The sequence below is a fragment of the Microtetraspora malaysiensis genome, from assembly GCF_001528665.1.
In the GTDB taxonomy this organism is placed as follows: domain Bacteria; phylum Actinomycetota; class Actinomycetes; order Streptosporangiales; family Streptosporangiaceae; genus Microtetraspora_A; species Microtetraspora_A malaysiensis.
In genome coordinates this window covers 279,495-303,923 of the sequence record NZ_BBYJ01000006.1, presented here as the reverse complement: position 1 = coordinate 303,923, position 24,429 = coordinate 279,495, and the positions used below count along the sequence as shown (strand labels likewise).

The following is a 24,429-nucleotide window of genomic DNA, read 5'->3' as shown; positions in this document are numbered from 1 at the left end:
CGCACCCGTGAACGGCTCGCCGATCTCCCCGGAGGAGCCGCCCCGCTGACCCGCCCCGCGGGCGGGTCAGCGGATGCCGCGCGAGCGCGCCTTGAACGCGGCCTTGCGGGCCGCCTTGGCGGTGATCTTGTCCGGGAGCGTGTTGCCGAGCAGTTCGAGCACCTCGACCACGTCCGGGTGCTCGACCCGCCACATGTCCTCGATCAGGTGCGGCGGAGGTCCGGAGACCGCCATGTTCTCGGCGAATCCGTCCGGGTCGATCTGGGCGGCGGGCAGCGCGAGCGCGAGCATGTCCACGCTGACCCAGAGCAGCTCGTCCTGGGTGAGCGCGGGCGCGGGCAGGCCCCGGGACGCCAGCCAGTGGATGGCGTGCGGCCGCAGCTCCGGGTCGTCGAGGCAGTGGGTCACCGCGGACTCCGCCTCGGCCGGGAGGCGGTCCACGATCGTGACGGCGATGCCGCGCATCTCCGCCGGCGCCCCCACCACCGCTCCGAGCAGCTCGGCCGCGGCCTGCTCGGGCGTGCGCTGGGCCAGCCACCGGTCGATGTCGCCCTCGGCCACCTCGGCGGGCAGCCCGCTGGTGATGAGCCCCGAGACGAGGCCGCTCGCGTCGCCCTCGGCCAGGTCGGCCGCGATGGGCGGCTCCAGCCCGATCTCCAGGTAGAGCTCCCGCAGGCCCCACAACCCGTGTGGGGTCAGCGCGACGCCACCGTCCACGTGGTGGACCGTGCCTGTGTAGACGAGCCGCTCCAGCGCCTCGTCGACGCCCTCCACCCGCTCGCCCACGGCCAGCTCACGGAGGTACTCTCCGACGCTGTCCGGCGGCACCGGCACCTGCAGCCGGTACAGCAGGTCGTGGACCGCGTAGACGGACTCGTCCACGGCCTCGTTGCCGGTGATCTCGACGGGGGCCTCGATGAGGAACTCCACCGTCGCCGCCCACAGGTCGAGCAGGTCCTCCTCTTCGCGGGACTCCAGCGGGACGAATCCCTCCTCCAGGAGCACCGCCGTGCCCTCCAGCCGGACCAGGCCGAGGTCGAGGGCCAGCCGCCAGGCCAGCCCGGGGCGGCCCACGCCGAGCTCCCGCTCGACCTCGCGCGCGTCCTTGACCCGCAGCGCCTTCTTGACCGTGGCGGTCCTGCCGCCCTCGGTCATCCACATCACGAGCTGGTGCGCGTCCCGCAGCAGCGGCACCTCGCGTACGGCATGGGCGATCTCGGACGGCGAGGCGAGCCGCACCGCCGGGAGCGGCGCGCAGCCCGGACAGTCGCAGGCGTCCTCGTCGAGGCCGTCGAGCTCGTCAACCGCCCGCTGTACGGCGAGGGGGTCGGCCAGGTCGAGCGAGTCGGCGTCGATGGCGCTGAAGATGCTCTTGGCCATGCCGAACTTGCTCGTGTCGGCGAGGGCGGCGGGCATCTCGGGCTCGATCTCGTCGAGCGCGACCCGGATGCGGTCCGCCGTCTTCGCGCCGATCTCACCCGTGTCGACGAGAAACTCGACGAGGGTGCGCGCGGCGGCGACGGTCTCGCCCGCGCTTTCGGGCGGCGCGATGACCTTACGCGGATAGATCTCCAGCAGCAGCTCTTCGAACGTTCCCGGCCGGAAATCGCCGAGCTCGTTCACCTCCAGGTAGTCACTGGCGTAGTCGCACAGCAGCCGCACCTCGTCGACGTCGACCTCGACGTCCTTCTCTTGCCCCCAGGCGCGCAGGTCGTCGACAGCGCGGTTCACCCATTCGATCGACACAGGGAGACGCTAACGGGTTACTGACAGCATCGCGAATCGGCGGCGAACACGCAGGAAACCGCAGCTCCCGGACGTGCGCCGCACCGCCGCCGGCCGAGGCGCGTCGCCGTCACACCGGGTCGAGCGGATCGACGCGCACCCGCACGAGGTCGGCCGCCTTGCGCGCCGAGCGCACCCCGCTCGCTCCCTTGAGGGCCCGCGCCAGCGCCGCCCCTTGGGCGCGCGGCACCCGGATCATCGCCCGTTCCAGCTCGCCCTCCCGCTCGCCGCCGGGGCGCGACCCCTCGACCGGTACGGGACCGAGGACCTGGGCCCCGGCCGGAAGCTCCACCGAGGCGAGCATCTCCCGGACCGCCGACGGCGGCCCGGTCAGCGTGGCGACGCGGGTGACCGGAGGGAAGCCGAGCTCCGCGCGCTCCCCCAGCTCGCGCTCGGCGTGGGTGACCGGGTCCCATCGCACCAGCGCCTGCACGGCGGGCACCGACGCGTCGGCCAGCACCACCGCCTCGGCCCCCGGCCGCAGCAGCGCCGCCGCGTTCATCCAGCGGCGCAGCGCCTCCTCGGCGGCGCGCAGCTCGGGGCGGCCGAGCAGCGCCCAGCCGTCCAGGAGGACGGCGGCGGCGTATCCCCCGTCCGGTACGGGCTCGGCTCCGGGGGTGGCGACGACCAGGGCGGGCGCCGCGCCGATCGTGGCGATGACCTCGTCCCGCCCGGACGTACGCACCGTGACGGAGGGGAACGCGCGGCCGAGCTCCTCGGCGGTGCGCCGGGAACCGGTGACGACGGCGCGCACCCGGCGCCCGCCGCAGGCACCGCAACGCCACTCGCCCGCGATCCGCCCGCACCAGCGGCAGTACGGCGCGGCGTGACCGGAGCGCAACGCCAGCGGCCCCGAGCACCCGGCGTGGCCGCACCTGGCCAGGGCGCGGCAGTTCTGGCAGGCGAGCACCGGCAGATATCCCCTGCGCGGCACCTGGACCAGCACGGGACCGTGCTCCAGCCCCCGCCTGAGCGCCCGCCAGGCGAGGCTCGGCAGCCGGGCCGCGCGGGCCGCCTCGTCCCTGGCCATCTCGGCGTCGTCGCCCGCCGGACGCACCCGGGGAGCCCGCGTCCTGACCTCCTCGCGCCGGGCCACCAGTGGCCTGGCCCATCCCGAGGCGATCAACCGGGTGGCCTCCACCGTCCGCGCGTACCCGCCGATCAGCATGGCCGCGCCGGCGCGGTGGGCGCGCAGCGCGAGCACCTCGCGGGCGTGGGGGTAGGGCGCGTGCTGTTCGTCGTGCAGATCGTCCCCGTCGTCCCAGATGACCGCGAGGCCGAGGTCGGCCACAGGAGCGAAGGCCGCGGCCTTGGTGCCGACGGCGACCGGCACCTCCCGCCGCAACACCCTGAGCCAGCGGCGGTATCGCTCCGCCGGGCCGAGATCGGCGGTGATCGCGACATGCGGGGTGTCCCCGAGCGCGCGGTCGGCCAGCGCCACGTCCTTGCCGTCGGGAAGCACGACGACCGCGCCGCGCCCGCTCGCCAGGGTCGCCCGTACGGCCGCCGCGACGGCGTACGGCCAGGAGAGCCCCTCCTGGCCGGTGCCCGGCAGGGCGGACCAGACGGCCCGTGGTGAGCGCCCGTCGGCGAGGGCGGCGAGGAAGGACTCCCCGGTGGGATAGGCACGCCAGTGGCCCGCGTCCACGTCCACGGCACCCGTCTCGGCGCCCTCTGTCTCCGGCCGGTCCGTGCCGCCACCGTCGGCGCCGCCCGGCCCGCTGCCCTGGGCGCCGGGCCCATCGGTCGGCGGCTCCTGGGACGGCCGGGGCTCGGCCTCGACCTTCGCGTGCCGGGGCGGCACGGCCAGGCGCAGGATGTCGGACATCGTCCCGGCGTAGCGGTCGGCGACGGCCCGGGTGAGACCGGCGATCTCGGCCGTCAGCACGGGCTCGGGTGAGATCACCCGCTCAAGGAAGGCTAGCTTGCCCTCGTGGTCGGTGTGCTCGGCCCGTTCAAGCAGGAAGCCGTCGGTGAGCTTCCCGGCGAAGCGCACCCGCACCCGGCAGCCCGGCACGGCGTCCGTGTCCATGGACGCCGGAACGAGGTAGTCGAACGGCCGGTCCAGGTGGGGCAGCGGTGTGTCGACCACGACCCGGGCCACCGGAGCCTGCCCGGCCGGATCGGGAGCGCCCTTGGCCGGGCCCGGCTTCCTCCCGGCCGGCCCTGCCGCCCCGGCGGTCCGCCGCGGCCCGCGCTCCGGCATCGCGAGCAGCGCCTCCTGGCCCTCGGGCGATGTCGGAACGGTCACTTTCCTGTCCTACCAGATGCCGTCGGCCCCGCCGCCGGGCCGTACGGAGGGGGGTGGGCCGCCGGGGCGGGAGCGGCGCCGGAGGAACGCGAAGCGGCACCCGCCGGAGACGACGGGTGCCGCTTGCCGGACGTGTCAGAGGCCGACGGCCTCGCGCAGGGCGTCGGCGCGGTCCGTGGACTCCCACGAGAAGCCCTCGCGGCCGAAGTGGCCGTACGCGGCGGTCTCGGAGTAGACCGGGCGCAGCAGGTCGAGGTCGCGGATGATGGCGGCCGGGCGCAGGTCGAAGACCTTGAGCACCGCTTCCTGGATCTGGGCGACCGGGACCTTCTCGGTGCCGAAGGTCTCGATGAACACGCCCACCGGCTGGGCCTTGCCGATCGCGTACGCCACCTGGACCTCGGCGCGGTCGGCGAGGCCGGCCGCGACGACGTTCTTGGCGACCCAGCGCATGGCGTAGGCGGCCGAGCGGTCGACCTTCGACGGGTCCTTGCCGGAGAAGGCGCCGCCGCCGTGGCGGGCCATGCCGCCGTAGGTGTCGACGATGATCTTGCGACCGGTCAGGCCGGCGTCGCCCATCGGGCCGCCGATCTCGAAGCGGCCGGTCGGGTTGACGAGCAGCCGGTAGCCCTCGACCTCGATGTCGAGGTCGGCGAGCACCGGCTCCACGACGTGCTCGCGGATGTCGGGCGTGAGCATCTCGCGCAGGTCGATCTCGGGCGCGTGCTGGGTCGAGACGACGACCGTGTCGAGCCGCACCGGACGGTCGCCGTCGTACTCGATGGTGACCTGGGTCTTGCCGTCCGGACGCAGGTAGGGGATGGTGCCGTTCTTGCGGACCTCGGACAGACGGCGGGCCATCCGGTGCGCCAGCGTGATCGGCAGCGGCATCAGCTCGGGGGTCTCGCGGCAGGCGTAGCCGAACATGAGGCCCTGGTCGCCGGCACCCTGGCGGTCGAGGTCGTCCACGCCCTCGCCCTCGCGGTGCTCGTAAGCGTCGTCAACGCCCTGCGCGATGTCGGGCGACTGCGCGCCGATGGACACCGAGACGCCACAGGAGGCGCCGTCGAAGCCCTTGTGGGAGGCGTCGTAGCCGATCTCGAGGATCTTGTCCCGGATCAGGGCCGGGATGTCGACGTAGGTCTCCGTCGTCACCTCTCCGGCGACGTGGACCTGGCCAGTGGTGATCAGCGTCTCGACGGCGACACGGCTCTTGGGGTCGTCCTTGAGCATGGCGTCGAGAATCGCGTCACTGATCTGGTCAGCGATCTTGTCCGGGTGGCCTTCGGTAACCGACTCGGAGGTGAACAGGCGACGGGACAACTCGTGGCTCCTCATGCAGCGGCTGCTGACGTCAACAATGCTCCGCTGAGTGTAGCCCCACCAGGTACGGCCCCGCGAAGCCCTGCCACCCGCGAAAGATCCAGAAAGTCCGTCTTATCCGGTCTGAATAGGGGAAAAACGCCGGTCACGCGAGGCGCGCGGCCACCAGATCCCACACCACGTCCGCGAGATCCTCCTTGGGCCCTCGCGGGATCTCGACGGGGTCGCCGCCCGCCACGAGCACGACGGCGGCGTTGTCGGGGGTGCCGAACGCGAGGTTCCCCCCCACCTGGTTGACCACGAGCAGGTCGCAGCCCTTGCGCTCGAGCTTGGCCCGGCCGTTGGCGAGCACGTCGTCGGTCTCGGCCGCGAAGCCGACGATGACGCGGGAGGACGGCGCGCGCCCCTCGCGGCGGATCTCGCCGAGCTCGGCCAGCACGTCCGGGTTCTTCACCAGGTGGATGGGGTCCGGCTCGGCCGCCGACTTCTTGATCTTCGTGTCGCTGTGCGTCGCGGGGCGGAAGTCCGCCACCGCGGCGGCCATGACCACGGCGTCGGCGTGCCCGGCGGCGGAGACGACGGCCTCGCGCAGCTCGGTGGCCGTCTCGACCCGCACCACCTTGGCTCCGGCCGGGTCGGGCAGCGCGACGTTGGCCGACACCAGCGTCACCTCCGCGCCGCGGGCCACGGCCGTACGGGCGAGGGCGTAGCCCTGCAGGCCCGACGAACGGTTGCCGATGAACCGGACCGGGTCGATGGCCTCGCGGGTGCCCCCGGCGGAGATCACGACGTGCCGGCCGGCGAGGTCGGCGGGGCGTCCGGCGAGGACGCGGCGGCAGACCTCGAAGATCTCGGCGGGGTCGGGCAGCCGCCCGGGGCCGCTGTCCGCCCCGGTGAGCCGTCCGACCGCCGGATCGATGACGATCGCGCCGCGCTCGCGCAGCGTCGCCACGTTGGCCCGGGTGGCGGGGTGCTCCCACATCTCGGTGTGCATCGCGGGCGCGAACACCACCGGACAGCGGGCGGTCAGCAGGGTGTTGGTGAGCAGGTCGTTCGCCAGGCCGTGGGCGGCCCGGGCGAGCACGTCCGCGGTGGCGGGCGCGACGACGACGAGGTCGGCGTGCTGCCCGATGCGCACGTGCGGCACCTCGTGGACCGAATCCCACACCTCGGTGGTCACCGGGTTGCCCGACAGCGCGGCCCAGGTCGGCTCGCCGACGAACCGCAGCGCGTCCCGGGTCGGGACGACCCGCACGTCGTGGCCGGACTCGGTGAACAGGCGAAGCAACTCGCACGCCTTGTAGACCGCGATGCCGGCGCTGACCCCAAGGACCACCGATCTCACGTGTGAAACCTCCCGCGCGCCTCCCGCGCGAGCGGGGCGGGCGCCTTGAGCGCCGTCAGCCCTCGATGGGCTCGGAGGTGAGCAGGCCGTCGCTGACCTCGCGCAGCGCGATGGACAGCGGCTTCTCCTGGGCGTGGGTCTCCACGAGAGGCCCGACGTACTCCAGCAGGCCCTCGCCGAGCTGGGAGTAGTAGGCGTTGATCTGGCGCGCCCGCTTCGCGCCCATGATGACCAGGCTGTACTTGCTGTCGACGATGTCGAGCAGCGAGTCGATCGACGGGTTGGTGATGCCTTCCGCGTAGGTGCTGCTGGTTGCCACGTTGATGCTTCCCCTAGCTAGGTGGACGTCCGTTCGTCTCGGAGTCCTAAGCCTCCGTAGTACCGGCCAACAAGGCTATCAGGCGACCGCATACGTCCTGGACGGACGTGTTGACAAGAGTGAGATCGAATTCCTTCTCGGCGGCCATCTCCACGCGACCGGCGTCGAGACGGCGCTCGATGACGTCGGGGGGTTCCGTGCCGCGCCCGCGCAGCCGCCGCTCCAGTTCCTCCCAGCTCGGCGGGGCCAGGAAGACGAGCAGCGCCTCGGGCATGCTCTCACGCACCTGCCGCGCGCCCTGGAGGTCGATCTCCAGCAGCGTCGGCACTCCCGCGGCCAGCCGTTCGAGCACGGGCGTGCGGGGCGTCCCGTACCGGTTGCCGGCGAACTCGGCCCACTCCAGGAGCTCTCCCGAGGCGATCATGCGATCGAACTCGGCGTCGTCGGCGAAGTAGTACTCCACGCCATGGGTTTCGCCAGGGCGGGGTTTCCTGGTTGTCACCGAGACCGACAGCCACACCGCGGGGTGCGACCGCCGGAGCTCGGCGACGACCGTGGACTTCCCGACGCCCGACGGACCGGAGAGGACCGTCAGGCGGCGGTGTGGAGGCATGGAGTCACCGGCACATGTCCCGGACCCGCCGGAAGCGGCTGCCTGGCGGGCCCGATCCTCGCCGGGCCAGGACGTATCGGTCACTCAATATCCCCCGTAAATCTTGCTAGCGAAGCCGAGATCAGCTCTCGGCGCCGCCGAACTCCCGCTCCAAGGAGGCGCGCTGGTTGGCACCGAGACCCCGCACACGGCGGGACTCGGCGATACCAAGGCGCTCCATGAGCTGCTTGGCGCGGACCTTGCCCACGCCAGGGAGCGACTCCAGCAGAGCCGAGACCTTCATCTTGCCGATGACGTCATCGGTCTGCCCATCCTTCAACACCTCAGCCAGAGAAACCGCGCCGTGCTTGAGCCGGTTCTTGACCTCGGCACGCTCCTTGCGAGCCTTGGCAGCCTTCTCAAGTGCTGCCGCGCGCTGCTCGGGAGTCAGGGGAGGAAGAGCCACGCCGGGTCACCTCGAATTTCTGTCGATGTACTCGGACGGGAGGGGAAACTAGCTGGTCCATGCCCCCTCCGGCAACGTCAAGCCACGTTTCTCTCACCACAAAATTGAATCTATTACTTTGAGTACCTGGAAAATCACACTCTGTCGATGAAAACCGCCTCATCAGCCACGGAGGAGAGCCCTCCCCCGGACCGCCCGTGACGGGCCTCGTACGGGCCTCGTACGGGCCTCCCGGACCGGCCGGCGGCCGTACGCCGACGGGCCGCGGAAGGCCGGAAAAAGGCTCCGGGAGGGCGTGCCCGAGAGGCCGGCGAGCGGACCTCCACGACCGGGGAGCGGCCCCGGCGCGCCCGCGCGCGGACCCCGGACGGGCCCGCGGAACGGCATCGGCGGGGGGTGTGGCGCGAGCACGGGAAAGATCTGGGATGATCTTTGCCACAGGGTCCGGCGACGGCCCTCCGGACCCCGCCGGGCGCCTTTCAGCGTGCGTGCGAGGCCGCGCCCGCCGAACGGGACACGTCCACCTTGCGGAGCGCCGCGGCGATCGTCGCGGCGGCGGCACCCGGGTCCGACGAGCCCGTGATGGGCCGGCCGATCACCAGAAGATCGGCCCCGTCGACGAGCGCGTCCTCCGGGGTCGCTACTCTTGCCTGATCCTGGGTGTCGGCGCCGGCGGGCCGAACACCGGGGGTGATCAACGTGATCCCGAGCCCGACCTCGGCGCGCACCGCGGCGACCTCACGGGGCGAGCAGACCAGGGCCTGGGCTCCCGCGCCCACGGCGAGAGCCGCCAGGCGGCGCACGGAGTCGTCGGGACGTCCCTCGAGGCCGATCGCGGCGAGATCGGCCTCTGAGAGCGACGTGAGGACCGTCACGGCGGCAATCTGGGTCTGCGGGCCCGCCGCATCGACGGCGGCCCTGATCATCGCGGGCCCGCCCGACGCGTGCACGGTGAGGATGGACGGCTTGAGCCGCGCCACGGCGCGGGTCGCCCCGGCGACCGTGTTCGGGATGTCGTGCAGCTTGAGGTCGAGGAAGATCTGAACGCCGCTCGCCCCGCGCACGGAGTCGATCACATCCGGTCCGTAACGGAGGTAGAGTTCCAGCCCGACCTTCACCGTCGAGACGTGGGGCGTCACCAGACTCGCCCACCGGGCCGCGGTCTCCAGGTCGGGCGCGTCAAGGGCGACGGCGATGGGTGCGGGGGTCACAGGGAGCTCTCCTCCAGTTCGATGCGGTTCCGGGGACCTGCCCCGGCGGGTCTGTGCGCCAGCCCGACGGCGTCGGCCAGGCGGTCGAAGCCACGCGCCTGCAGGAGCTCCTCAAGCTCCCTCAGGATGCGCTGGCAGGCGTAGGGGTCGTGGAACAGGGCGGTGCCCACGGCGACGGCGCACGCGCCGGCCAGGACCAGCTCCAGGGCGTCCCTGCCCGTCATCACGCCGCCCATGCCGACGATGGGCACGCCCGGAAGGGCCGCGTGGACCTGCCAGACGCAGCGGACCGCGAGCGGCTTGATCGCGGGCCCGGACAGGCCGCCGGTACCGGCGGCGAGCGACGGGCGCATGGTGTCGACGTCCACGCTCATGCCCAGCGGCGCGTTGATCATGGAAAGCCCGTCGGCCCCGCCGTCCACGCACAGGCGGGCCAGCGAGACGACGTCGGCCACGTCCGGCGCGAGCTTCGCGATCACCGGGACGTCGTAGCGCGTCGCGGCCCGTACGGACGCGACGACCTCCGCCGCGGCCGAGCCGTCCCGGGCGAAGACCCGGCCCCGATCCTCGACGTTCGGGCAGGACAGGTTCACCTCGACGGCCGTGATCCCCGGGGCGTCGGCGAGCCGCCGGGCCAGGGCGGTGTACTCCGCCACACTGCCGCCTCCTATGGAGACGATCGTGCGCACTCCCCGCTGGGCCAGCCAGGACAGCTCCCGCTCCGCGAACACCTCCACGCCGGGCCCCTGGAGGCCCACGGCGCTCAGCATGCCCGACGGCGTCTCCGCCATCCTCGGCGTCGGACGCCCGGCTCTGGGAGACATCGTGATCGACCGGGTCACGAACGCGCCGATCCGCGTCACGTCGAAGAACTGCGCCAGCTCCCGGCCGGTGCCGCCGCAGCCGGAGGCCGTCAGGACGGGGTTGGGCAGCTCCACATGGCCCAGGTAGCTCCTCAGGTCAACGGCCATGCCGCTCCCCGCCCCTCACGCCTATCCATGCCGCCCTCCAGGAGCGCCCAGAGCGTCGAACGGGATCGTCCCGACATCGTCGAAGCGGACCCGCTCGCCCAGGAACACCGGGCCGTCCGTGCAGGCCCGGACCATCCGCGTCACGCCGTCCTCGTCGATGACCGGGACGACGCACGTCATGCAGATGCCGACACCGCACGCCATGGACTGTTCCACCGACACCTGCGCCGGAATGCCGAACTCGACGCACACCGCCGTCACCCCGCGCAGCATCGCCATCGGCCCGCACGCGTAGACCACGTCCGCCCGCGCGTCCGCGATCACGCCCGCGAGCACGTCGGTCACCTCCCCGCGCATACCCAGCGAGCCGTCCACGGTCGTCAGCGTCGTCGTCTCGCCCATCCGGCGGGCGCGCAACGCACCGAACACCCGGTCGGCGCTGGAAGCGCCCAGCACGAAATCGACCCGGCACCCCCGCCGCTGCAGGACGTCCGCCAGCACGAAGAGGGACGCGGAGCCGTACTCGCCGCCGACCAGCACGCACGTGCACGGATCGCGCGGCAGCGGGAACGGACGCCCGAGCGGCCCGACCAGGTCCAGCGTGTCCCGCGCCCTGCGGTCCGCCAGCCACGCCGTACCCGGCCCGCGCACACTGAACACGAACTCCACCGTGCCGCCGTAGTCCGGCTTCACGTCATGGATCGCGAACGCCCGCCGCGTCAACATCGACGTGTACGGCCCGCCCACACCGACGGTGACGAAGTGGCCCGGCCGGAACCGGTCAGCGACGGCCGGCGCCACGACGGTCAGCGCGTGGTAGGCCTCCACCCGCCGAGTCGTCAGCACCGTTCCCGTCACCTGCACCGGGGAACCGGCCACTCCCTCACCTCCGCCGTGGCACGGGCCCGCCGTCCCGCGACACTCAGTCCCACAGCCGCATGCCGACGGCCGGCCCCGCTCCACACCGCGCCGGGAGCGCCTCCCCGGCACCGTACCGGCGGACCGCTCCGCTCGCTCAGTCCCTCAGCCTCGCACTCACGGTCGGCCTCGCTCCCTCGGTCACTTCACGGACCCTGCGTCGTGCCGGAGGCGCGCCTTCAGCACCGTACTCGCGGGCCGCTCCGCTCGCTCAGTCCCTCAGCCTCGCACTCACGGTCGGCCTCGCTCCCTCGCTCGCTTCGCGGACCGCTCGTGCCTCGCGGGCCGCTCCGCTCGCTCAGTCCCTCAGCCTCCGGGCATGCTCCTGGAGCGACCGTACGCCCACGTCGCCGCGGACGATGTGCTGGATGCCCTGAACGGCGGCGGCGAGTCCCTGAACGGTGGTGATGCAGGCGACGCCGCGCAGGACGGCGGCGGTGCGGATCTCATACCCGTCCAGCCGCGGCCCGGACTGCCCCGGGCTCCCATACGGCGTGTTCACGATCAGATCCACCTCCCCGTCCAGAATCCGCCGCACGATCGTCGGCTCACCCTCCGGACCGGCCCCGTCACTGTGCTTGCGCACGATCTTGGCACGGACACCGTTACGGCGCAGCACCTCCGCCGTACCCTCGGTCGCCAGGATCTCGAACCCCAGATCCGCCAGCGCCTTCACCGGGAAGATCACCGAACGCTTGTCCTTGTTCGCCACCGACACGAACGCCCGGCCCTTGGTCGGCAGGTCCCCGTACGCGGCGGCCTGGGACTTGGCGTACGCGGTGCCGAAGAACTCGTCGATGCCCATGACCTCACCGGTCGAGCGCATCTCCGGCCCCAGGACCGTGTCCACCCCGCGGAAGCGGTTGAACGGCAGCACCGCCTCCTTCACCGCGATCGGCGCGTCCAGCGGCAGCGTCCCCCCATCACCTGAAGCGGGCAGCATCCCCTCGGCGCGCAGCTCGGCGATGGAGGCGCCCAGCATGACCCGGGCGGCGGCCTTGGCCAGCGGCACCGCGGTGGCCTTGGACACGAACGGCACCGTGCGGCTGGCGCGCGGGTTGGCCTCCAGCACGTACAGGACCCCGGCGGCCATCGCGTACTGCACGTTCAGCAGCCCACGCACGCCCACACCGCGGGCGATCCCCTCGGTGGCGGCGCGGATCCGCTTGATGTCGAACCCGCCCAGCGTGATCGGCGGGAGCGCGCAGGCCGAGTCGCCGGAGTGGATGCCGGCCTCCTCGATGTGCTCCATCACGCCGCCCAGGTACAGCTCCTCGCCGTCGAACAGGGCGTCCACGTCGATCTCGATCGCGTCGTCGAGGAACTTGTCGATCAGCACCGGGTTGTCCGACGCCTGCACCGCGCTGGCCATGTAGGACGCCAGGGTGTCGTCGTCGTAGACGATCGCCATCCCGGCCCCGCCGAGCACGTACGACGGGCGGACCAGGACCGGGTAGCCGATCTCGGCGGCGATCGACTGGGCCTCCGCGACGCTCAGCGCGGTGCCGTGCTTGGGAGCGGGCAGGTTCGCCTCGGCGAGCACCCGGCCGAACGCGCCGCGCTCCTCCGCGAGGTGGATCGACTCGGGCGACGTGCCGACCACCGGCACCCCGGCGTCCTTGAGCGCCTGGGCGAGGCCGAGCGGCGTCTGACCGCCGAGCTGCACGATCACCCCGGCGACCGGGCCGGTCGCCTGCTCGGCGTGCACGACCTCCAGCACGTCCTCAAGCGTCAGCGGCTCGAAGTACAGCCGGTCGGAGGTGTCGTAGTCGGTGGAGACGGTCTCGGGGTTGCAGTTGACCATCACCGTCTCGAACCCCGCCTTGGCCAGCTCGAAGCTGGCGTGCACACAGGCGTAGTCGAACTCGATGCCCTGCCCGATCCGGTTCGGCCCGCTGCCCAGGATGATCACCTTGGGCCGGTCCCCGGCCGGGACCTCGGTCTCCTCGTCGTACGTGGAGTAGAGGTAGGGCGTCTTGGCGGCGAACTCGGCGGCGCAGGTGTCCACGGTGTTGTAGACGGGACGCACGCCGGACTCGTACCGCGCCTCGCGTACGCGCGACTCGGCGACCCCGAGGATCTCGGCGATCTGCGCGTCGCTGAAGCCGTACCGCTTGGCGGTCAGCAGGGCCGGCCGGTCCAGCGTGGTGATCGAGCGGGCCACCTCGTCGATGGCGTACAGCTGGTCGAGGAACCACGGGTCGACCTTGGTCGCCTCGAACAGGTCCTCGGGCGTGGCCCCCGCCCTGATGGCCTGCTGCATCGTGCGCAGCCTGCCGTCATGCGGCGTCCGGCAGGCCTCCAGCAGCCCCCGCAGGTCGCCGGGCTCGCCCGTCCAGGAGAACGACGAGCCCTTCTTCTCCAGCGACCGCAGCGCCTTCTGCAGCGCCTCCGGGAAGGAGCGGCCGATGGCCATGGCCTCGCCGACCGACTTCATGTGCGTGGTCAGCGTCTGGTCCGCGCCCGCGAACTTCTCGAACGCGAACCGCGGCACCTTCACCACGACGTAGTCGAGCGACGGCTCGAACGACGCCGGGGTCTCGCGGGTGATGTCGTTCGGGATCTCGTCCAGCGTGTAGCCGATCGCGAGCTTGGCCGCGATCTTCGCGATCGGGAACCCGGTCGCCTTGGACGCCAGCGCCGAGGAGCGCGACACCCGCGGGTTCATCTCGATCACGATCATCCGGCCGGTGTCCGGGTTGACCGCGAACTGGATGTTGCAGCCGCCGGTGTCCACCCCGACCTCACGGATCACCGCGATCGCCACGTCCCGCATGTTCTGGTATTCGCGGTCGGTCAGCGTCATCGCCGGCGCCACGGTCACGCTGTCACCGGTGTGCACGCCCATCGGGTCGATGTTCTCGATCGAGCACACGATCACCACGTTGTCCGCGCGGTCGCGCATGACCTCGAGCTCGTACTCCTTCCAGCCGAGGATCGACTCCTCCAGGAGCACCTCGGTGGTCGGAGACGCGTCCAGACCGGCGCCGGCGATCCGCCGCAGGTCGGCCTCATCGTAGGCGAACCCCGAACCCACGCCGCCCATCGTGAACGAGGGCCGCACCACCAGCGGATAGCCCAGCTCGTCGACGGCAGCCAGGCAGTCCTCGATCGAGTGGCAGATCACGCTGCGGGCGGACTCGGCGTTCAGGCCGTGCTCGGCGGCGACCTTGGCGACGATCCCCTTGAACCGCTCCCGGTTCTCCCCGGCCTGGATCGCGTCGAAGTTCGCGCCGATCAGCTCCACCCCGTACCGGTCCAGAACGCCGGCCTCGTGCAGGGCGACCGCGGTGTTGAGCGCGGTCTGCCCGCCCAGGGTGGGCAGCAGCGCGTCCGGCCGCTCCTTGGCGATGATCTTCTCGACGATGTCCGGAGTGATCGGCTCGACGTAGGTGGCGTCGGCGAACTCGGGGTCGGTCATGATCGTGGCGGGGTTGCTGTTGACCAGGATGACCCGGAACCCCTCGGCGCGCAGCACGCGGCAGGCCTGGGTGCCGGAGTAGTCGAACTCGCACGCCTGCCCGATCACGATCGGCCCGGAGCCGATCACCATGATCGACCTGATGTCCGTGCGCTTAGGCACCCTTCTCCCCCGTTTCGCTCGTCGTCTCCGGCCGGCCGCCATTCGCCCGCTCCATCAGCTCGCAGAACTCGTCGAAGAGATATGCGGCGTCGTGCGGCCCGGCCGCGGCCTCCGGGTGGTACTGCACGCTGAAGCCCGGATAGTCGAGCAGCCGCAGCCCCTCCACGCAGCCGTCGTTCAAGTTCACGTGGCTCACCTCGGCCCGCCCGTACGGCGTGTCGAAAGGCCCGTCGAGCGGGGCCTGGACGGCGAAGCCGTGGTTGTGCGCCGAGATCTCCACCTTGCCGGTCCTACGGTCCTGGACCGGCTGGTTGACGCCCCGGTGGCCGTACCGGAGCTTGTAGGTGCCCAGCCCCAGCGCGCGGCCGAGGATCTGGTTGCCGAAGCAGATGCCGAAGAACGGCCGGCCCGCGTCCAGCACGCCGCGCAGCGCCTCGACGGCGAAGTCGGCGGTGGCGGGGTCGCCGGGGCCGTTGGAGAAGAACACGCCGTCCGGCTCGATCGCGAGGATGTCCGCCGCGGACGCGGTCGCGGGCAGCACGTGCACCTCACAGCCCCGCTCGGCCATCCGCTCCGGCGTCATCGCCTTGATCCCCAGGTCGACCGCCGCGACCGTGAACCGCTTCTCGCCCACGGCCTTCACCACGTACGGCTCGGCCGTGGAGACCTCGCCGGCCAGGTCGGCGCCCTCCATACCGGGCGACCGCCGTACCCGCTCCACCAGCTCGTCCGCGTCGGCCAGCGCCGCGCCGGAGAACACCCCGGCCCGCATCGCGCCACGCTCACGCAGGTGACGGGTCAGCGCCCGCGTCCCCGCCATCGCGATCCCCACCACGCCCTGCTCACGCAGGTACTCGTCCAGGCTCTTGGTGGACCGCCAGTTCGACCGGACCCGCGCGGGCTCGCGCACTACGTAGCCCGCCACCCAGATTCGGCCCGACTCCGGGTCCTCCTCGTTCACGCCGGTGTTGCCGATGTGCGGCGCGGTCATCGCCACGATCTGCCGGTGGTACGACGGGTCGGTCAGCGTCTCCTGGTATCCGGTCATCCCGGTGTTGAAGACCATCTCGCCGAACGTCTCGCCGACGGCCCCGAAGGCCGTCCCCTCGAAGACCCTGCCGTCCTCCAGCACGAGCAGCGCCGTGTTCACGGTCTCGCTCTCCTCACTCATCGTCACACCAGCTTCCCTTCGAGAACGGTCGGGCGGCCGCGCAGCAACGTGGCCACGACCCGGCCAGGAAGCGTCATCCCTTCGTACGGCGTGTTGCGGCTCTTGGACGCCATCGCCGCCGGATCCACCGCCGTGCGGACCGAGGGGTCGTAAAGCGTGATGTTGGCGGCCGCGCCCGCCTCCAGCGGGCTGCCGTGGCCGCTCAGCCTGCCGATCCTGGCCGGGCGGTACGACATGCGGTCGGCGACGCCGGCCCAGTCGAGCAGGCCGGTCTCGACCATGGCCTCCTGGACCACGGACAGAGCCGTCTCCAGTCCGATCATGCCCATGGCGGCCGCGGCCCACTCGGTCTCCTTGTCCTCGACCGGGTGCGGGGCGTGGTCGGTGGCAACACAGTCGATCGTCCCGTCCGCGAGCGCCTCGCGCAGCGCGAGGACGTCCTCGTTCGTGCGCAGCGGCGGATTCACCTTGTAGATCGGGTTGTACGGCCCCACCGGGGAACGCTCCACACAACTGTCGGTGAGCAGCAGGTGGTGCGGGGTCACCTCGGCGGTGACGTCCCAGCCCTTCGACTTGGCCCAGCGGATGATCTCGACCGATCCCGCGGTGGAGACGTGGCACACGTGCAGCCGGGAGCCGACGTGCGCGGCCAGCAGGCAGTCGCGGGCGATGATCGCCTCTTCGGCGACCGCCGGCCACCCGGTCAGGCCGAGCCTGCCGGAGATCTCGCCCTCGTTGACCTGGGCGCCCTCGGTCAGCCGCGGCTCCTGGGCGTGCTGGGCGACGACACCGTCGAACGCCTTGACGTATTCGAGCGCCCGGCGCATCAGGACGGCGTCGGAGACGCACTTGCCGTCGTCGGAGAAGACCCGGACCCGGGCGGCGGAGTCGGCCATGGCGCCCAGCTCGGCGAGCTGCCTGCCCTCCAGGCCCGACGTCACGGCGCCGACCGGCTGGACGTCGCAGTGGCCGTACTCCTGGCCGAGCCGCCAGACCTGCTCGACGACGCCCGCGGTGTCCGCGACCGGCGAGGTGTTGGCCATGGCGTGGACGGCGGTGAACCCGCCGCGCGCGGCGGCCTGGGTGCCCGTCTGGACGGTCTCGGCGTCCTCGCGGCCGGGCTCGCGCAGGTGCGTGTGCAGGTCGACCAGGCCGGGCAGCGCGATCAGGCCGGTCGCGTCGATCGTCTCGGCCGGGCCCGCCTTGCCGGCGGCCGCGCCGACCTCGGCGATGACGCCGTCCCTGACGAGGATGTCGCACGGCTCCCCGCCGAGGATGCGGGCGTTCTTGATCAGAATGGTGCTCACAGGTCTCCCCCGATCGCGGGCTCGGACCCGCTCAGCAGCAGATAGAGAACGGCCATGCGGACGGTCACCCCGTTCGCCACCTGCTCCACGATCGTCGAGCGGGGCGAGTCGGCGACCTCGGCGGAGATCTCCATGCCTCGGTTCATCGGGCCGGGGTGCATGACGATGGCGTCGTCGTGCAGGCGGGCGAAGCGTTCGCGGTCCAGCCCGTAGCGGCGGCTGTACTCCCGGGCGGACGGGAAGTAGGCGGCGTTCATCCGCTCGAGCTGCACGCGGAGCATCATGACGACGTCGGACTTCGGCAGCACCGCGTCCAGGTCGTAGGAGACCTGGCAGGGCCAGGTGTCGACGGCCACGGGCAGCAGGGTCGGCGGGGCGACCAGGGTCACCTCGGCGCCGAGCGCCTGCAGCAGCAGGACGTTCGACCGGGCGACCCGGCTGTGCAGGACGTCGCCCACGATGGCGACCTTGAGCCCTTCGATCCGGCCCATCCTGCGCCGCATGCTGAACGCGTCGAGCAGCGCCTGCGTGGGGTGCTCGTGGGTGCCGTCGCCGGCGTTGACCACGCTGCCGCGCACCCAGTTGGCCAGGCGGTGCGGGGCGCCGGAGGCGGCGTGCCTGATGACGACCGCGTCCGCGCCCATGGCCTCGAGGGTCAGCGCGGTGTCCTTGAGCGACTCGCCCTTCGACACGCTCGACCCCTTGGCCGAGAAGTTGATGACGTCGGCGGACAGCCGCTTGGCCGCGGCCTCGAACGAGATGCGGGTCCGGGTGGAGTCCTCGTAGAAGAGGTTGACCACCGTGCGGCCCCGCAGCGTCGGCAGCTTCTTGATGGAGCGCTCGGAGACCCGGGCCAGCTCCTCGGCCGTGTCGAGGACGAGCAGGGCGTCGTCGCGGGTCAGGTCCCCCGCCGAGATCAGATGCCGCTTCATCGTGCTCACCGCTCCCCGTTCGTCTCGCCGGCGCCGGGCCGGTCGTCTCCCTTGATGAGCAGAACGGCGTCGCGCCCGTCGATCTCCTGGAGGTAGACCTTCACCTTCTCGCTCTTGGAGGTCGGCAGGTTCTTACCGACGTAGTCGGCTCGGATGGGCAGTTCGCGGTGGCCGCGGTCGACCAGGGTGGCGAGCTGGACGGCCCGCGGGCGGCCCACGTCGTTGAGCGCGTCGAGCGCCGCGCGGACGGTCCGGCCGGAGAAGAGCACGTCGTCGACGAGGACGACCGTCCTGCCGTCCACGCCCTCGGCGGGAAGGTCCGTACGACCGAGGGGACGCGCGGGACGCAGCCGGAGGTCGTCGCGGTACATCGTGATGTCGATGGTGCCGACGGGCACCTTCACGCCCTCGAACTGGGAGATGCGCTCCGCGATCCGGAAGGCGAGCGTCGCGCCGCGCGTCGGGATGCCGAGCAGCACGACTTTCTCCGCACCCTTGGTGCGTTCGAGGATCTCGTGCGCGATGCGGGTCAGCGCCCGGTGGATGTCGGGACCCTCAAGGACCGCTCGGGCCTGATTTCGGGCATCGGACATGGAGATATCACCACCTTTCCCGCCTCACAGGACGGGGCTTAAAGGGTGTCTGGCGGCCCCAGGTTACCAGTCCGGTTTCGGCGCGCCCGACCGGGTCACCCCCTCCTGCCAGCGGCGATGGCCGCGAAAGGGCCCGCGTTCGCTCTGGGCGTCACGCGCCGGAAACGCCGAGGCAGTCTCGGATGGGGGGATTGAGGGGAGAACACTGTTTGGCGCTCTTTTTTCCAATCAGCTTGACCTTTGCGAGTGGCGGCTTTACCGTCACTGTCCGTAACCACAACACGCGACCTTCCTGGGTAAAACCCGACGCAGCGGTCACCGAAGGTGCCTGCCTCAGGCGCCCGCCCCGGTGTTCTGTGCATACGGGACAAGGAAGGAGAATCAAGTTGAGAACAGACATAGAGAGCCGGGGGCCCACGATGCCGTCTGACTACGCCAAGTCGCTCGGCGCGCGACTGCGCGCGATCCGCACCCAGCAGGGGCTCTCCCTGCACGGGGTAGAAGAGAAGTCACGTGGCCGGTGGAAGGCCGTCGTGGTCGGCTCCTATGAGCGCGGCGACCGCGCGGTGACCGTGCAGAAGCTGGCCGAGCTTGCCGAATTCTACGGTGTTCCGGTGTCTGAGCTGCTCCCCGGGGGCGCCGCTCCCAGCCCGCTGGCGCCCGCGCCGAAGCTTGTCATCGACCTGGAGCGGCTCTCGCAGCTTCCGAAGGACAAGGCGGGCCCGCTCGCCAGGTACGCCGCGACCATCCAGAGCCAGCGTGGCGACTACAACGGCAAGGTGCTGTCGATCCGCCAGGAGGACCTGCGCTCGCTTGCGGTCATCTATGACAAGTCGCCGGTGGAGCTGACCGAGGAGTTCATCAGCTGGGGCGTGCTGGACGCGGAGGCCCGCCGGGCCGTGGAGTCCTTCTGACCGGCGACACCGCCGTTCCTTACTGAACACGCGCAATCGTCATGGGCCCCGAGCCGGCCGGTCCGGCCGCTCGGGGCCCTGACCATGAGAACCGGCGTCGTCGTAAGAACTGACGCCGTCATAAGAGGCACGCCGAAGAGGCGCGCGGAAGAGGCAGGCGGACCGCGCCGACCGCTCTGGGCTCAGGCGCGACAGCCGCCGCTCATCCCGCCATGGGCAGGGCCGACTGGCCCGGCACCCCGAGAAGAGCCTCGACCTCGCCGACGAACCTGTCCGCCTCGGCGATGAGCTCCTCGGCGTCGCGCTGACTGACCACGCGGGTCATCCCCGCCTCCGCCGCCGCGCGCTTGGTGGCGCTCACCGCGAAGAACGCGGCCCAATCCGCCAGCTTGGGCTCGGCCTCGGGCAGCAGCTCCCAGGCGCTGCGCAGCCGACGCCGCCGACCGTCCATGGGCCGGGGACGAGCGGCCAGCACGGCCGCCGCCGCCTTGAGCGCCGCGAGATGGGCCGACACGTACCTGTCCGCCGGCGCGGAGCCGCCGATGGCGTCCGCAAGGCAGGCACGGGCGTCCGCGAGATGCGCCAGAACAGCCTGTGGGACTTTGGGCCCGCTCCTGCGGTCATCGACCTGTCCAGTCACGCCCGCCTCCTTGAGTCGTGGCTTCCGGCGCTGCTCGCCGGTGAGATCACCTTTGCAGACGGCACCGACAATCTGTCACGGCGGCCGGACGAGGAGCTTCCCCTCTCCCCGTCCGGCCCACGCCGTGGACCGCACCGCGCTCGTCTCCGCCGACGACGAAGGCACGGCATCCAACGGGGTGAGTGCGAGCCGCGAGTCCCGCACTCACCGCCTCGAACATAAATTCGACCAGGTTCGCTGTCAAGCATCGTGGCGAACAAGGGTTCGACTGAGTCATGCGGCCGCGGCACGATCGCTGACCACCGGAAACGCGGAAAGGCCTACCGGCAAGGGCTTTGGAGAGCGGACGGTCGTCGTCAGGGCGAGCGGAAATCCCTCCGAAGGGTGACGCCCCGGCGCGGCTTCCCGGGCGGCGCGCGATCCGGAGCACGACGCGGGCCCGGGGCGAGACGCCCCGGGCCCGGTGATCGACCTGGACAAGCAGGACTCGCGCGTCAGCGGACGAACTTCCCCCGCACGTGGACGGGAACGCCGGTGCCGAGCATTCCGGGCAGGATCTCGGCCACCTTCATCGGCAACCGCACGCACCCGTGGGACGCGGGATAGAGCGGCACGGACAGCGCGCCGTGGAGGGCGATGCCGCCGTTGAAGAAGATCGGGTTGTAGAGCTGCCCCAGGTAGGACCGGTGCCAGCCGCTCCGGCGCCAGGTCGTCTTGTAGTCGCCCGTCGGCGTCCTGGCGCTACCGGTGAACTTCGTCCGCTTGCCGTTCCACATGGCGTACTCCGTGTACGGGATCCCGCTTCCGGAGGAGACGTGCGAGATGAGCTTCACCTCACCGCCGGAGTACAGCACCATGATCTGCTTGGCGAGGTTGACCTCGACCCGGTCCGGCTTGCCGCGTGGCACCAGGACCTTGGGCGCCTTGGGGTTCTCCAGCGCACGCCAGGTGCGGCTCGCCACCGTGCTCGTCGGCGTGATGCCCTGGACCTTCTGGAACGCCCACACCGCCATCTGGGTGGTCCCGCCGTACTGGCCGTCGAGCGGGCCGGGCACGTAGCCGAGCTCCTTCAGCCGCGCCTGCAGCGCCTTGACCTCGGTTCCTCTGGAGCCGGGCTTGAGCGTCCGGCCGGGCGCGGTGAACGGCGCGAACCCCGCGGCGGCCGTGCGTACTCCGGTGCCGGTCGTCGCCGCCACCGGTATCACGCGCGTGGGCTCCATGCGGACCGGCGCCGATACCGGCACCGAGACCGGCGCGGTGACGGCCACCGGCCGCGTGGCGTCCGTTTCCGTCTGTCCTGTTCCAGCCGTGCCGCAGCCCGCGACCGTCACGGCCCCCACCGTGACGAGCGTCGCGGCGGCAGCCCACCGTCGAGCCCCCATTCGGACCAACCCTTTCAGTTGTCTCCCAGTGTTCGATCAATGGACATTAACCCACGGAAGCGATAATCCCGGGTACTCACCATTGGGTGGTAATGCGTGGCCCATGGCGTGTCCACCTGATTAGAGTTGCCTGATGCTCGAAAAGTTGCATCCGAACGTCGCCCGTGTGACAGAGGTCCTGCGCTCCCATGACGTCGAGGGTGATGTCGTGGTTTTTCCCGAATCCGTGCCGACCGCCGCAGCCGCCGCAGAGCAGCTCGGCTGTGAGGTGGGGGCGATCGCCAACAGCCTGATCTTCGATGCGGACGGCGCGCCGCTCCTGGTCCTCACCAGCGGCGCGCACCGGGTGAACACGGAGCTGATCGCGGGACTCGTGGGCGCCGCCAAGGTACGGCGTGCCACGCCGGAGTTCGTCCGCCTTCACACCGGGCAGGCGATCGGGGGCGTGGCGCCGGTGGGCCATCCGGCCCCCGTACGCACGCTGGTGGACACCTGGCTGGCCAAGCACGAGGTCGTCTGGGCCGCCGCCGGCCACTCGCACACGGTCTTCCCCACGTCGTTCGACGAGCTGATCAGGATCACCGGCGGCACCGCGGCCGAGGTGGAGTGACGCGCTCCCCGGCCTGAACGCCGGAGCACCGCGGACGACGCCGATGGCGGCGGCGCTCCTGGATCGTCGCCGGCGCCGCCGCCACGCGGGCCGTCGGCGGAGTTCTCTCCGGGCGGCGGCACGGGAAACGGCTTTGCTAATGTGCGGAAATCGGTGTCCTTCCGCGGCTGAAAGCCGGGGAACAGCGCCCGGCCCTCCTGCCGAGGCCGTCGCGCGCGGTTCACAGAAAGGCGGTCGGAATCGCGGCGGCCCCGATTCCTTCCGCCACGGACACGGTGCTCCCGCCGGGCTCCCGACCAGAAAGCAGACGTGCGTTGGCCATCGCGGAATCCCCTGAGCCCACGGGACCGGACGGGTACGACGAGGGCGCTCCCCTCGCCCGGAGGGGCGGGGCCTGCGCCCCGGATGCGCGATGATCGAGCTGCGGCGGATCGGCCCTGACGAGTTCGTCGAGGTGCTCGACACGGTCCTCACCATCTATACGGCCGCCATGCGACCGCCTCCCGACCAGCTCTCCGGCCGCCTCGGCATTATGCGCAACCACGCGACATATCCAGATTTCATCTGCGTTCTCGCGGAAGATCCGGAAATCATTGGCTTTGCTTATGGGTTCCACGGGATGCCGGGGCAATGGTGGCACGACATCGTGGCGCGATCCCTGGCCGACCAGTCCGGCGGCGCGGCCACCGAGGAGTGGTTCGGCGACGCGCTGGAGATCGCGGAGATCCACGTCCTCCCCGGCCACCAGGGCAAGGGCGTCGGCCGCCGGCTGATCCACACCATCTGCGAGGGCCGGCCGGAGCGTACGGCCGTGCTCTCGACGCACGACGCCCCGACGGTGGCGCGGCGGCTCTACCGGAACATCGGCTTCGTCGACCTCATGACGAAGTTCGCCTTTCCCGGCAGCCACGAGAGCTACGCGATCGCCGGGACCAGGCTCCCTCTCCCACCGAGGGGCCGGGCCTGACCGCGATCGCCCAACCCTGCGTACCGGCCGCACACCACGAGAACGCGCGGGGCGGCCGCCGCGTGATCGGCCGCCGGGAGCGGGCCCGGCCTGGGCCGGGAAAGCCGGGAGAGACTTAGGCGGTGAGCGCGGTGGGGCTCGCGGCGAGCGCCTGGAAGACCTCGCGGGTCGCGCTCGACCTGTTGAAGGTGATGAAGTGGATGCCCGGCGCGCCCTCGTCGAGCAGCGTCTGGCACATCTCCGCCGCGTGCTCGACGCCGAGGCGGCGCACCGCCGCCGGGTCGTGCGCGACCTTCTCGAACCGGGCCGCCACCTCCGGCGGGAACGGGGCGCCCGACAACTGCTCGGAACGGGCGATCGTGCTGATCTGGGTCACCGGCATGACGCCCGGGATGATCGGCGTGGCGCAGCCCTTGGCGGCCACCCGGTCCCGCAGGCGCAGGTAGTCCTCCGCGCGGAAGAACATCTGCGTGATCGCGTAGTCGGCGCCGGCCTGGCACTTGCGCACGAAGTAGTCGGTGTCCGACTCGATCGTGCCCGACCGGGGGTGCTTGTACGGGAAGGCCGCCACGCCCACGCAGAAGTCGCCGGACTGGCGGATCAGCCGGACCAGTTCCTCGGCGTACGCCACGCCCTCGGGGTGCTTGACCCACTCGTCCAGCGGGTTGCCGCCGGGCGGGTCGCCGCGTACGGCCAGGATGTTGCGCACGCCCGCGTCGGCGAACCTGCCGATCAGGTGGCGCAGCTCCTTGATGGAGTGGTCGACCGCGGTGAAGTGCGCGACCGGGGTCAGCGTCGTCTCGTGGGCGAGGCGCTCGACGATCTCGACCGTGCGGTCGCGCGTGCTGCCGCCGGCGCCGTACGTCACGGACACGAAGGTGGGCCGCAGCGCCTCCAGCTCGCGGATCGCGCGCCACAGCTGCCGCTCCCCCTCGTCGTTCTTCGGCGGGAAGAACTCGAACGAGAACGACCGCTCCCCCTTCGCGAGCAGCTCGCGGATCGTGGGGACGCGGTCCGGAAGTCGTGACGGGAGACCCAAAGCCATGGTGACCAGGCTACCGTCCTGGTCTCCGACTGCCGCGTGGCCTCTCACGATGCGGACGAAACGCGGTCGCTTTGTTACCTTTCTCCACTTATGCCTCCCAGGCC

21 protein-coding genes are annotated in these 24,429 nt (G+C 71.5%); 3 read left to right on the top strand and 18 right to left on the bottom strand.

Annotated elements, in window-relative coordinates:
* Positions 1 to 66 precede the first annotated feature (66 nt).
* The 15 genes from AWQ71_RS06820 to pyrR all read right to left on the bottom strand — a co-directional run bounded on the left by AWQ71_RS06820 (position 67) and on the right by pyrR (position 18,767).
* Positions 67 to 1,746, bottom strand: coding sequence for a hypothetical protein (locus AWQ71_RS06820; protein WP_067128350.1), 1,680 nt, complete (start codon positions 1,744 to 1,746; stop codon positions 67 to 69).
* 109 nt (positions 1,747 to 1,855) lie between these two features.
* The gene (locus AWQ71_RS06815; RefSeq protein ID WP_067128962.1) at positions 1,856 to 3,991 is read right to left on the bottom strand and encodes a primosomal protein N'; all 2,136 of its coding nucleotides are present in this window, start codon (positions 3,989 to 3,991) and stop codon (positions 1,856 to 1,858) included.
* Positions 3,992 to 4,171: 180 nt separating this feature from the next.
* The gene (gene metK / locus AWQ71_RS06810) at positions 4,172 to 5,359 is read right to left on the bottom strand and encodes a methionine adenosyltransferase (RefSeq protein WP_067128347.1); all 1,188 of its coding nucleotides are present in this window, start codon (positions 5,357 to 5,359) and stop codon (positions 4,172 to 4,174) included.
* A 145-nt stretch (positions 5,360 to 5,504) separates the two neighbouring features.
* The gene (gene coaBC, locus AWQ71_RS06805; protein ID WP_067128344.1) at positions 5,505 to 6,704 is read right to left on the bottom strand and encodes a bifunctional phosphopantothenoylcysteine decarboxylase/phosphopantothenate--cysteine ligase CoaBC; all 1,200 of its coding nucleotides are present in this window, start codon (positions 6,702 to 6,704) and stop codon (positions 5,505 to 5,507) included.
* Between the two features lie 55 nt (positions 6,705 to 6,759).
* Positions 6,760 to 7,023, bottom strand: coding sequence for a DNA-directed RNA polymerase subunit omega (rpoZ, locus tag AWQ71_RS06800; RefSeq protein WP_067128342.1), 264 nt, complete (start codon positions 7,021 to 7,023; stop codon positions 6,760 to 6,762).
* A gap of 46 nt (positions 7,024 to 7,069) precedes the next feature.
* The gene (gene gmk / locus AWQ71_RS06795; protein ID WP_067128339.1) at positions 7,070 to 7,636 is read right to left on the bottom strand and encodes a guanylate kinase; all 567 of its coding nucleotides are present in this window, start codon (positions 7,634 to 7,636) and stop codon (positions 7,070 to 7,072) included.
* Positions 7,637 to 7,757: 121 nt separating this feature from the next.
* On the bottom strand, positions 7,758 to 8,081 hold the full coding sequence (gene mihF / locus AWQ71_RS06790; protein WP_030450375.1) for an integration host factor, actinobacterial type: 324 nt from the start codon (positions 8,079 to 8,081) through the stop codon (positions 7,758 to 7,760).
* Positions 8,082 to 8,560: 479 nt separating this feature from the next.
* Positions 8,561 to 9,292 (bottom strand): orotidine-5'-phosphate decarboxylase, encoded by a 732-nt coding sequence (gene pyrF / locus AWQ71_RS06785; protein ID WP_067128336.1) that lies wholly within the window; start codon positions 9,290 to 9,292, stop codon positions 8,561 to 8,563.
* Positions 9,289 to 10,263 (bottom strand): dihydroorotate dehydrogenase, encoded by a 975-nt coding sequence (locus tag AWQ71_RS06780; protein ID WP_067128333.1) that lies wholly within the window; start codon positions 10,261 to 10,263, stop codon positions 9,289 to 9,291. Before AWQ71_RS06780 ends, pyrF begins: the two co-directional genes overlap by 4 nt.
* Positions 10,264 to 10,284: 21 nt before the next feature.
* Complete coding sequence (locus AWQ71_RS06775; RefSeq protein WP_067128330.1) at positions 10,285 to 11,142, bottom strand: dihydroorotate dehydrogenase electron transfer subunit; 858 nt, start codon at positions 11,140 to 11,142, stop codon at positions 10,285 to 10,287.
* 337 nt (positions 11,143 to 11,479) lie between these two features.
* Entirely contained in the window at positions 11,480 to 14,764 is a 3,285-nt protein-coding gene (gene carB, locus AWQ71_RS06770; protein WP_067128328.1) for a carbamoyl-phosphate synthase large subunit, read from the bottom strand.
* The gene (carA, locus tag AWQ71_RS06765; RefSeq protein WP_067128325.1) at positions 14,757 to 15,935 is read right to left on the bottom strand and encodes a glutamine-hydrolyzing carbamoyl-phosphate synthase small subunit; all 1,179 of its coding nucleotides are present in this window, start codon (positions 15,933 to 15,935) and stop codon (positions 14,757 to 14,759) included. Before carA ends, carB begins: the two co-directional genes overlap by 8 nt.
* Before the next feature lie 2 nt (positions 15,936 to 15,937).
* On the bottom strand, positions 15,938 to 17,242 hold the full coding sequence (locus AWQ71_RS06760; protein WP_067128322.1) for a dihydroorotase: 1,305 nt from the start codon (positions 17,240 to 17,242) through the stop codon (positions 15,938 to 15,940).
* Positions 17,239 to 18,174 (bottom strand): aspartate carbamoyltransferase catalytic subunit, encoded by a 936-nt coding sequence (locus AWQ71_RS06755; protein WP_067128959.1) that lies wholly within the window; start codon positions 18,172 to 18,174, stop codon positions 17,239 to 17,241. Before AWQ71_RS06755 ends, AWQ71_RS06760 begins: the two co-directional genes overlap by 4 nt.
* Before the next feature lie 5 nt (positions 18,175 to 18,179).
* A complete protein-coding gene (gene pyrR / locus AWQ71_RS06750) occupies positions 18,180 to 18,767 on the bottom strand; it encodes a bifunctional pyr operon transcriptional regulator/uracil phosphoribosyltransferase PyrR (RefSeq protein ID WP_067128319.1) in 588 nt (195 codons plus the stop codon).
* A gap of 419 nt (positions 18,768 to 19,186) precedes the next feature.
* On the opposite strand from pyrR, the gene bldD reads away from it, so the two are divergent.
* Positions 19,187 to 19,681: a transcriptional regulator BldD gene (bldD, locus tag AWQ71_RS06745; RefSeq protein ID WP_061256674.1), complete on the top strand. Its 495-nt coding sequence runs from the start codon at positions 19,187 to 19,189 to the stop codon at positions 19,679 to 19,681.
* 202 nt (positions 19,682 to 19,883) lie between these two features.
* Here bldD and AWQ71_RS06740 read toward each other — a convergent pair whose 3' ends face one another.
* Together AWQ71_RS06740 and AWQ71_RS06735 are read right to left on the bottom strand one after the other, a co-directional pair.
* Positions 19,884 to 20,321: an SAV_6107 family HEPN domain-containing protein gene (locus tag AWQ71_RS06740; RefSeq protein ID WP_067128316.1), complete on the bottom strand. Its 438-nt coding sequence runs from the start codon at positions 20,319 to 20,321 to the stop codon at positions 19,884 to 19,886.
* A 494-nt stretch (positions 20,322 to 20,815) separates the two neighbouring features.
* A complete protein-coding gene (locus tag AWQ71_RS06735; RefSeq protein WP_084258642.1) occupies positions 20,816 to 21,703 on the bottom strand; it encodes a L,D-transpeptidase family protein in 888 nt (295 codons plus the stop codon).
* Between the two features lie 133 nt (positions 21,704 to 21,836).
* Between AWQ71_RS06735 and AWQ71_RS06730 the strand changes: the two genes are divergently transcribed.
* Together AWQ71_RS06730 and AWQ71_RS06725 are read left to right on the top strand one after the other, a co-directional pair.
* On the top strand, positions 21,837 to 22,313 hold the full coding sequence (locus tag AWQ71_RS06730; RefSeq protein WP_067128313.1) for a YbaK/EbsC family protein: 477 nt from the start codon (positions 21,837 to 21,839) through the stop codon (positions 22,311 to 22,313).
* A gap of 412 nt (positions 22,314 to 22,725) precedes the next feature.
* Positions 22,726 to 23,280, top strand: coding sequence for a GNAT family N-acetyltransferase (locus tag AWQ71_RS06725; protein ID WP_067128310.1), 555 nt, complete (start codon positions 22,726 to 22,728; stop codon positions 23,278 to 23,280).
* A 115-nt stretch (positions 23,281 to 23,395) separates the two neighbouring features.
* Here the strand turns inward: AWQ71_RS06725 and metF are convergent, their stop codons facing one another.
* Positions 23,396 to 24,325, bottom strand: a complete 930-nt coding sequence (metF, locus tag AWQ71_RS06720) for a methylenetetrahydrofolate reductase [NAD(P)H] (protein ID WP_067128307.1) — start codon at positions 24,323 to 24,325, stop codon at positions 23,396 to 23,398.
* Positions 24,326 to 24,429 lie beyond the last annotated feature (104 nt).

Bases quoted from the DNA above. Each gene is read 5' to 3' on its own strand.
- carA (WP_067128325.1), bottom strand. From the start codon at position 15,935: ATGAGTGAGGAGAGCGAGACCGTGAACACGGCGCTGCTCGTGCTGGAG.
- metF (WP_067128307.1), bottom strand. From the start codon at position 24,325: ATGGCTTTGGGTCTCCCGTCACGACTTCCGGACCGCGTCCCCACGATC.
- AWQ71_RS06755 (WP_067128959.1), bottom strand. From the start codon at position 18,174: ATGAAGCGGCATCTGATCTCGGCGGGGGACCTGACCCGCGACGACGCC.
- AWQ71_RS06735 (WP_084258642.1), bottom strand. From the start codon at position 21,703: ATGGGGGCTCGACGGTGGGCTGCCGCCGCGACGCTCGTCACGGTGGGG.
- AWQ71_RS06730 (WP_067128313.1), top strand. From the start codon at position 21,837: ATGCTCGAAAAGTTGCATCCGAACGTCGCCCGTGTGACAGAGGTCCTG.
- AWQ71_RS06780 (WP_067128333.1), bottom strand. From the start codon at position 10,263: ATGGCCGTTGACCTGAGGAGCTACCTGGGCCATGTGGAGCTGCCCAAC.
- bldD (WP_061256674.1), top strand. From the start codon at position 19,187: ATGCCGTCTGACTACGCCAAGTCGCTCGGCGCGCGACTGCGCGCGATC.
- AWQ71_RS06725 (WP_067128310.1), top strand. From the start codon at position 22,726: ATGATCGAGCTGCGGCGGATCGGCCCTGACGAGTTCGTCGAGGTGCTC.
- gmk (WP_067128339.1), bottom strand. From the start codon at position 7,636: ATGCCTCCACACCGCCGCCTGACGGTCCTCTCCGGTCCGTCGGGCGTC.
- AWQ71_RS06815 (WP_067128962.1), bottom strand. From the start codon at position 3,991: ATGCCGGAGCGCGGGCCGCGGCGGACCGCCGGGGCGGCAGGGCCGGCC.
- pyrR (WP_067128319.1), bottom strand. From the start codon at position 18,767: ATGTCCGATGCCCGAAATCAGGCCCGAGCGGTCCTTGAGGGTCCCGAC.